Origin of the sequence: Bradyrhizobium sp., from assembly GCF_036735945.1 — a bacterium.
GTDB lineage: Bacteria > Pseudomonadota > Alphaproteobacteria > Rhizobiales > Xanthobacteraceae > Bradyrhizobium.
Genome location: NZ_DAINNI010000162.1, coordinates 1 through 9,041 on the forward strand (window position 1 = coordinate 1; position 9,041 = coordinate 9,041).

At 65.5% G+C, this 9,041-nt stretch carries 5 protein-coding genes; 4 read left to right on the top strand and 1 reads right to left on the bottom strand.

All coding sequences use genetic code 11. The annotated features are described in order from the left end of the window. The 3 genes from V7E26_RS27350 to V7E26_RS27360 all read left to right on the top strand — a co-directional run. A partial coding sequence (locus tag V7E26_RS27350; RefSeq protein WP_324422365.1) for an efflux RND transporter permease subunit occupies window positions 1-2,888 on the top strand: 2,888 nt, incomplete at its 5' end. A 105-nt stretch (window positions 2,889-2,993) separates the two neighbouring features. Further along, window positions 2,994-4,442 carry a hypothetical protein gene (locus V7E26_RS27355; RefSeq protein WP_324422367.1) on the top strand — a complete coding sequence of 483 codons (1,449 nt, stop codon included), beginning with the start codon at window positions 2,994-2,996 and terminating at the stop codon, window positions 4,440-4,442. Window positions 4,443-4,457: 15 nt separating this feature from the next. Then, window positions 4,458-5,369: a hypothetical protein gene (locus V7E26_RS27360; protein ID WP_324422369.1), complete on the top strand. Its 912-nt coding sequence runs from the start codon at window positions 4,458-4,460 to the stop codon at window positions 5,367-5,369. A gap of 39 nt (window positions 5,370-5,408) precedes the next feature. On the opposite strand, the gene V7E26_RS27365 is transcribed toward V7E26_RS27360, so the two are convergent. Further along, window positions 5,409-6,824, bottom strand: coding sequence for a TolC family outer membrane protein (locus tag V7E26_RS27365; protein WP_324422371.1), 1,416 nt, complete (start codon window positions 6,822-6,824; stop codon window positions 5,409-5,411). A 341-nt stretch (window positions 6,825-7,165) separates the two neighbouring features. Between V7E26_RS27365 and V7E26_RS27370 the strand changes: the two genes are divergently transcribed. Further along, a partial coding sequence (locus tag V7E26_RS27370) for an acetyl-CoA hydrolase/transferase C-terminal domain-containing protein (RefSeq protein ID WP_324422372.1) occupies window positions 7,166-9,041 on the top strand: 1,876 nt, incomplete at its 3' end.

The following is a 9,041-nucleotide window of genomic DNA, read 5'->3' on the forward strand; positions in this document are numbered from 1 at the left end:
GCACGATCCGCACCATCTCGCTGTACGGCCTGTCCGACGTCAAGCTGCAGTTCTCCTTCGACTACACCTACGAGGAAGCGCTGCAGCAGGTCCTGAACCGGCTGTCGCAGCTCGCGCCGTTGCCGGGCAGCGTGCAGCCGGGTATTTCGCCGCTCAGCCCGACCGGCGAAATCTTCCGCTACCGCCTGAAGGGACCGGCGAACTACAGCGTTCTCGACCTCAAGACGCTGCAGGACTGGGTGCTGCAGCGCCGCTTCCGCGCGGTACCCGGCGTCATCGACGTCACCGGCTGGGGCGGCAAGACCAAGACCTATGAGATCCAGGTCGATTTCAACAAGCTGGTCGCCAACGGGCTGACGCTGCCGCAGGTGCTGCAGGCGATCAACAATGCCAACATCAACGTCGGCGGCAATACCGTCAATATCGGCGCGCAATCGGCCGTGGTGCGCGGTGTCGGCCTGATCCGCTCGATCGAGGACATCAACAACACGATGATCTCGCAAAGCGGCGGCAACCCGGTGCTGGTCAAGGATATCGCAAACGTCACGGTGGGCGAGAAACCGCGGCTCGGCATCGCCGGGATCAACGAGGATGACGACATCGTGCAGGGCATCGTGCTGATGCGCCGCGGCGAGCAGAGTTCGCCGACCATCGCCCGGGTCGAGAAGCTCGTTCACGACATCAACAATTCCAGCGTGTTGCCGCCCGGCGTGAAGATCGAGCGGATCTACGACCGCAAGGATCTGATCGACCTCACCACCCACACGGTGCTGCACAACATGGTGGTCGGGATCATCCTGATCGTGCTGTTGCAGTGGCTGTTCCTCGGCGACCTCAGGAGTGCGCTGATCGTCGGCGCGACGATACCGTTCGCGCTGTTTTTCGCCGTCATCATCCTGGTCCTGCGCGGCGAATCCGCCAACCTGCTGTCGGTCGGCGCGATCGATTTCGGCCTGATCGTCGATGCCACCGTGATCATGGTGGAGGCGATCTTCCGCAGGCTCAATCAGACCATCGCGCTGTCGGCGGAGGAGCGCAGCCACATCTCCTTCGACACCACGATGGGGATGAAGAGCCACGCCATCCTGTCGGCTTCAGCCGACGTCTCGCGCTCGATCTTCTTCGCGGCCGCAATCATCATCGCAGCCTTCCTGCCGCTGTTCACGCTGAGTGGTGTCGAAGGCAATATCTTCGGCCCGATGGCGCGGACCTATGCCTACGCGCTGGCGGGCGGCCTGCTGGCGACCTTCACCGTGACGCCTGCGTTGAGCGCGATCATCCTGCCCTCGCATCTGGAAGAAGCCGAAACCTGGATCGTCAGGAAACTCGACCGGGTTTACGTGCCGGTGCTTCACTGGGCGATCGCGAACCGCAGGATCGTCATGACCGGCGCCGCCGGGCTCGTGGTGCTGACCATCGTGTTCGTGCGGTTCCTGGGGCTGGAATTCCTGCCCAAGCTGGAAGAGGGCAATCTGTGGATTCGCGCCACGCTGCCGCCGACTATCTCGCTGCAGGAGGGCAACGCCTACGTCAACGAGATGCGCAAGATGATCCGCGCGCGGCCCGAAGTGGAATCGGTGGTGTCGCAGCACGGCCGTCCGGATGATGGCACCGATGCCGCCGGCCTCTTCAATGCCGAGTTCTTCGCGCCGTTGAAGCCCATCAGCGAATGGCCCGGCACCCGCGACAAGGATGAACTGACCGCGCAGTTGCTCGCACAGTTGCAGGACAAATTTCCCGGCGTCGAATTCAACTTCTCGCAATATCTGCAGGACAACGTCTCGGAGGCGGTGTCGGGCGTCAAGGGCGAGAACTCGATCAAGCTGTTCGGCAACGATCTGCAGGCGCTGACCGATACCGCCAACAAGATCAAATCGGTACTCGGAACGGTGCAGGGCGTCACGGATCTCGCCGTGTTCACCTCGCTGGGACAGCCGACCATCCAGATCGATATCGACCGTGCCCGTGCGGCGCGCTACGGCCTGTCGCCCGGCGATATTAACGCCACCATCAGGGTCGCGGTCGGCGGCGACAGCGCCGGCGATCTCTACGAGCCCGGCAGCGACCGGCATTTCCCGATCATCGTTCGGCTCGCGCCGGAGTATCGCAAGAGCGCCGAAGCGATTCATAACCTGCGGATCGGCGTGGCCGGGCAGGGCGGCGCCATTACGCAGATCCCGCTCAGCGAAGTCGCCTCGATCAATTTGATCTCGGGCGCGGCCTACATCTATCGCGAGGGGCAGGAGCGCTATCTGCCGATCAAGTTCTCCGTCCGCAACCGCGACCTCGGCAGTGCGATCCAGGAAGCGCAGGACAAGGTGGCCGAGCAGGTCCAGCTTCCGCCGGGCTCGCGGATCGAGTGGGTCGGCGAATTCGGCAACTTGCAGGACGCCATCAAGCGGCTGTCGATCGTGGTGCCGATCAGCCTTGCGCTGATCGGGGTGCTGCTGTTCTTCAATTTCGGCTCGATCGTCGACACCCTGCTGGCGATGAGCGTGATCCCGATGGCGATCTTCGGTGGCGTGCTCGGCCTGCTGATCACAGGCATCCCCTTCAGCGTGTCGGCCGCGATCGGCTTTATCGCGCTGTTCGGCATTGCGGTGATGGACGGCATCATCATCCTGTCGCAGTACAACCAGCTCATCGACGAGGGCTACGAGCGGACCCGGGCGGTGATCCGCGCCGGCGAATTGCAGTTGCGACCGGTGCTGATGACCTGCGTGGTGGCGGGCGTCGGGCTGTTGCCGGCGGCGCTCTCCGAAGGGATCGGTTCGCAGGTGCAGAAGCCGCTGGCGATCGTGGTGGTGACCGGCATGATGCTGGCGCCGATCGTCATCCTGGTGACGCTGCCGGTGCTGATCTCGGTATTCTCGCGCCGCGCCCGGTGAGGGCCGTATGGGCATATGCCCATGTTTCCTGCCCACCCGGTTTGTGGTTGACGCCGTCCCGCGGCCGTTACTTGATGCTCCCCGGGTCAACCGCGGGAGAAAACCATGCGGATCGAGGAAATCCAGGGGGCAACCAACGGCCACGTGCCGCCGGCGAAATCGCCGGCTACGGCCGAACAGATACTCGCCGAGATCCGCGAATTCTGCCGCCAGACGAAAACCGCTGAATCGACCTTCGGCCGGCTGGTGGTCAACGACGGCAAGCTGGTATCGCGCCTGCGCGACGGCGCCCGGATCACCACCGGCACGCTCGATAAGGTCCGCGCCTATCTCGCCGAGCACCAGCCGGCTTCGACCGCCGGGGACGATGGCCAGGTGTCGACACCAGCCAGGCCGCACAACGGCACGGCCGCGGCTCCGGCGGTTGCTCCGCCGGGGTTCCGATTCTTCGACAACCGGCAAAAGTACCTGCTGTTCGTCTCGACCTGCAGCGAGAAGACCGAGGTCGGCAACCGCATCTCGCTTGAGCTCGGCAATCTGCAGCCGGCGCCGCCGGCGCTTCGCATCTTCGACGCCGGCGTCGGCGACGGCACCGTGCTTTCGCGGGTGATGCGGGCGGTGCATGCGCGCTTTCCGACGATGCCGCTCTACGTCGTGGCGAAGGAGATCAGCTACGAGGACGTCCGCCTGATGCTGGAGAAGATGGCGGACCGTCTGTTCGAGCATCCCGCCACCGTGCTGGTCGTCACCAACCTCTATTATGCCGAGGCGCCGTGGCTGACCCCGCGCTCGGTCACGTCAGCGCAGGGCCTGATCTGGAAAGACGTCACGCTGACCGGCAACACCGCGCATGGCTTCGCCGAGCAGATCGGCCAGCTAGAAAGCTTCCTCGCCGAGAACTGGCGCGCCGGCATCAGTCCTGTGACCGGCAACCCGGTCTACCAGCGTCCCGTGATCCTGACGCTGCGGCGCGAGGATCATTCGTTCCTGCTCGATCCGATCATGCCGCGGCCGGGACGGGTGATGGCGGACTATGACCTCGTCATTGCCTCGCAACCTTATCGCGCGCGGGCGAGCGTGGAGTTCAAGGCGTCGAAAGTGGTGACACCGCTGGTCAGGTCACTGCGGCCGGGCGGGCGGCTGATCGGCATTCATTCGCACGGCCAGGACCCCGGCAGCGAGATCATCGACCAGATCTGGCCGGGCGACGATCCCTTCAAGACCGACCGCTATGCGATCCTGCGCCAGGTCAAGCACGAGCTCGGTGCGGCCGCCCGCCACTACAATTTCAACGCATCCTCCGATGCGCGTTCGATCTTCCGCTACCACATGCACACGCTGCCGGATGAGGTGAGCGGGCCGATCGGAACGTCGACGCTGTTCGCGGCCTGGAACGCGGCGATCTATGTCGCGCAGATCGAGGACAACAGGCTGTCGGAAGTCGTTCGCGACGGCCGATATCTCGAAGCGACCGACCGTGTGCTGAAGAAGCACGGCGGCCTCTGGTTCAACGACGAAACCTATGTGATCTCCCGCCGCCGCGCACCGGCGTAAGAGGGGAGGCGCGCGATGACCGTCTCCGATCAATCTCGCCAGCGGCTTGCCGCGCTGCTGCCCGCGGCCTCCGTCGAGATCTCCTCGCGTGGGCATCAGGTCGCGGAATTGCAGGATCGTTTCGCTGCCGGCACCGACGTCACCATCACCTTCCTGCCCGGCGACAATTATCGCCACAATATCGAAACTGCCACCGCGCTGCGCCGGGCCGGCTACAATCCGGTGCCGCATATCGCCGCCCGCGAAATGACGTCGCCGCAGATGCTCGCCGATTTCCTGGCGCGGGTGCGGGGCGAGGCCGACGTCGCGCGCCTCCTGCTGATTGCCGGCGATATCGCGGCGGCCAGGGGGCCGTTCAAATCGACGCGTGACGTCGCCGCCAGCGGCTTGCTCGAGGCGCACGGGATTGCGTCCGTCAGCATTGCCGGCCATCCCGAAGGCCATCCCTATCTCGAACTGCCGGATGCGCTGAATGGCCTAAGGTCCTGGCACGACTGGGGGCGACGGACCGGAACGCGGGTTGATGTCGTCACGCAATTCTGCTTCGAGATCACGCCGATCCTCGAATGGATCGGTGCGCTCGATCAGGCCGGCATCGACCTGCCTGTCATCGTCGGCCTGGCTGGCCCGGCGACACCGGCGACGCTGACCAAGTTCGCGCTCCGCTGCGGCATCGGCAATTCCATGCGCGCACTGCGGGCCCAGATCGGCCGGTTCGGCCGGCTGCTGACCGATACCGGGCCGGACGATGTCGTGAGGGGACTGCAGTCGGCGCCGGCGGCGGCGACCGCTGATATCGCCGGCTTTCACCTGTTCCCGTTCGGCGGCCTGCGCAAGGCCGCCGACTGGCTGCGCGATTACCGCCGCGAACCGCTCCCGCCGGTGGAGCGCGTCGCTGCCTCGCACACGGGGCTTCAGAACCAGTAGAGTTGCGCCGGGTTGTCATTTGCCGCGCGGGCCTACCCACTACTGTCCGGATGGCGTCCGCAGCCCGTGCCAGGCGTCACGCACCTGATGGTAGTGAACCTCGGGCAGATAGTCGGGCGTCTTGAGGCCGAGATTCTTTACGTCGAGCCGGCCGATGGCGCTCAGCAGGGTGTAGGAGGCGATCACGCGGTCGCGCTGCGCGCCGATCAGCCGGGCCTTCGCCAGAATCAGGTCCTGCTGCGCGTTCAGCACGTCGACCGTGGTGCGCTGGCCGCCGGCCGCCTCCCTTTGCACGCCCTGCAGCGCGACGGTGGCGGCGCGGACTTCTGATTCGGACGCGGTGACCGCGATCTTGGCGCCTTCATTGGCGACCCAGGCTCCGACCGCGGCGGTGCGGGCCTGATTGCGGACCTGATCCAGCACCAGGCGGCTCTGGCTGGCGACCTCCTTGGCCTGCCGGGTCTGCGACGCGGCCATGCCGCCGTCATAGATCGGCTGGTTGAGCTGGGTGGTCACGGAGGCCTGGTCGGTCCCGAACGTGCCGAGGGTAGGATCGGCCTGCCTGCTGCGGCTGGCGCTACCCTGCAGCGTGATGGTCGGCATCAGGCTGCTTTCGGCGACGCGGATCGTGGTCGAGGCGACGTCGACGTCGAAGCTCGCCGCCATCACCGCCGGATGCTCGCGGAAGGCAAGCCCGGTGGCGTCGTCGCGGCTGCGCGGCAGCAGGCGGTCGATGGTGTCGGCGGGGCGGAGCTGGCTCGGCGCGTTGCCGATCACCTGGGTATAGGTCGCCTGGCTGACGGCGAGGCTGACCTCGGCGGCGTTCAGATCGGCCCGGCCGCGGCTGAGGCGGGCCTCGGCCTGCGCGGTATCGGTGGGCGTGACGTCGCCGGCATTGAGCCGCTTCTGGGTAATGCCGAGCGTTTCCTGCAGGAACGCGACGTTGGCGCGCTGCGCTTCCACCAGCGACTGGTTGGCGAGCACGTTGGTATAGACGGTGACGGCGTCGAGCAGCACGCCCTGACCGACATTGCGCAGGGCTTCGCGGCCGGACCGCACCTGCAGTTCTGCGACGCGGACGCTGTTGGCGGTCTTGAAACCGTTGAACAGCGTTTGCGAAACCGTCACCCCGATCGTCCAGGGCTTCAGGTTCGCCGACTGGATGGTGTTGTCGGGCAGGAGGTTGCGCACCGCCTGAAAGCCGGCGGAGAGGGTCGCGAGGATCTGCGGCCGATAACCCGAAAGCGCCTGCGGCACGTTCTCGTCGGTGGCGCGCTGGCGGGCGCGTTCGGCATTGAGGGCGGGATTGGTCTGGTAGGACTTGGCCAATGCCTCGGGCAGGCTCTCGCCATGCGCGGCCGTCGCGGCGAACGCGAAGCAAGCCGCCGCAAGGCAAATGCCCGATCGAAGCAACCGCCCTGCAATGTCGCCAACCCGTGCGGCGCGCCTAGCCATTTGATCCCGTAGTCGACACGAGAACGTGATAACCCTGTTCCGAGCCATCCCGCTCTATCTGTTTGTTTGAACATGATCTTCAGGAAACACCGGCCGCCCGTTATTCCCGATCATGCACTGCCGTCCGCCCCCGAGCGCCGCGGTTCGTCTACCTGTTTAGGGGGCCACGTCGCCACAGGCAAACTGCCGCGCGACATCAGCACACGAATTCGGTGAATTACCCGCTTGGCTGTGGCCGGTTCGTCACAGACAAAACTTCGCGGCAAATGCGCTATGCTTATTTGGCTGGCGTCCGATTCAGGGCGGTTGGCTTCCCCAGCTACCCCCGGGATTTGCAACTGATGCCAAAGCTGTTTTCTGATCCCGAAGCGATCGCGGAGAATATCATTCGTGACGTCGGAACCGACCTCGTGGTCGGCTTGCCGCTCGGGCTCGGCAAGGCGAATCATGTCGTCAACGCGCTCTACGCGCGCGCCGTCGCCGATCGTTCGATCAAGCTCACCCTGTTTTCGGCGCTGACGCTGGAAAAGCCTCACCCCTCGAGCCTGCTCGAACGGCGCTTCATCGGCCCGGTGATCGACCGGCTGTTCGGCGGTTATCCCGATCTTGCCTACGCCAATGCGTTGCATGCAGGCGAGCTGCCGCCCAACATCGAGGTGATCGAGTTCTTCTTCCTCGCCGGCAAATGGCTGCGCGTGCCCTACGCCCAGCAGCATTACATCTCCGCCAACTACACCCACGCCGCGTCATACCTGCTCACGCGCGGCCTGAACGTCGTCACGCAACTGGTCGCGAAACGCGTGGTCGACGGCAGGACGCGCTACAGCCTGAGCTGCAACACCGACACCACGCTGGACATCCTGCGCGCCCGCAACGAGGGGCGGGCGTCGTTCAGGCTGATCGGCCAGGTCAATTCCGAACTGCCGTTCATGCCGGGCGCGGGCGATCTCGCGGCGGACGAGTTCTCCGCCGTCCTCGACAGCCCTGCGACCGATTTTCCGCTGTTCGCGCCACCGGCTGAGCCGGTCAGCGATACCAAATACGCGATCGGGCTTCATGCTGCGAGTCTGGTGCCCGATGGCGGCACGCTGCAGATCGGCATCGGCCAGGTCGGCGATGCGCTGGCGCAGGGATTGATCGTCCGCCATCGCAATGGTGCGCAATTCCACGCGCTCATGAAGCGGCTTGCGCCGGCAAACGAGCCTGCGCAGACCGGACCGTTTGCGAAGGGCCTTTACGGCGTCAGCGAGATGCTGATCGAGGCGTTTCTCGGCCTGATCGACGCCGGCATCCTCAGGCGCGAGGTCGACGGCGTGAAGCTGCACGGCGCATTTTTCGTCGGGCCGAAATCGCTCTATCGCGCGCTGCGCGAAATGCCGGACCAGCAGCTCGCGCGCATCCAGATGATGCCGGTATCCTTCACCAACCAGATCTATGGCGACGAAGAGGCCAAGCGCCGCGCGCGCGTCGGCGCCCGCTTCGTCAACAATGCGATGCTGGCAACGCTGATGGGGGCGGCGGTCTCCGACGGCCTCGACGATGGCCAGGTCGTCAGCGGCGTCGGCGGCCAGTACAATTTCGTCGCGCAGGCCTTCGCGCTGGAAGGCGCACGCTCGGTGCTGACGCTGGAGGCGACGCGGCAGGCGGGCCGCAAGACGCAGTCCAATATCCGCTGGAACTACGGTCATGAGACCATTCCGCGGCACCTGCGCGACGTCTTCGTCACCGAATACGGCGTTGCCGATGTCAGGGGCAGATCGGACGCCGAGACCATCGCGGCGATGCTGGCGGTCACGGATTCCCGTTTCCAGGACGAACTCGCGAGGGTCGCCAAGGATGCCGGCAAGCTGCCGAAGAACCATGAAATTCCGGGCGCCCATCGCGAGAATTTTCCCGGGCGGATCGCGCAGGCCTTGAAGCCCGCGCGTGAAGCCGGGCTGTTGCCGTCGTTTCCGTTCGGCAGCGATTTTACCGAGGTCGAGCAGCGGCTGATCCCGGCGCTGCAGCTGTTGCGGGACGCGCAGCGGACGCCGCTCAAATTGCCCGGACTGTTGTGGCAGGGAATGACGCGGCCGCCGGATGCCCCGAACCGCGAATGCCTGACGCGGCTCGGCCTCGACCGGCCGAGGAGCTTCGCCGAGCGCGGCCTCCGGGCGCTGGTGGATCGTGTCCCCTTGCGTGGTGTAGCTGGCGGCGGGTCACCGCGTTCGCCGGCAA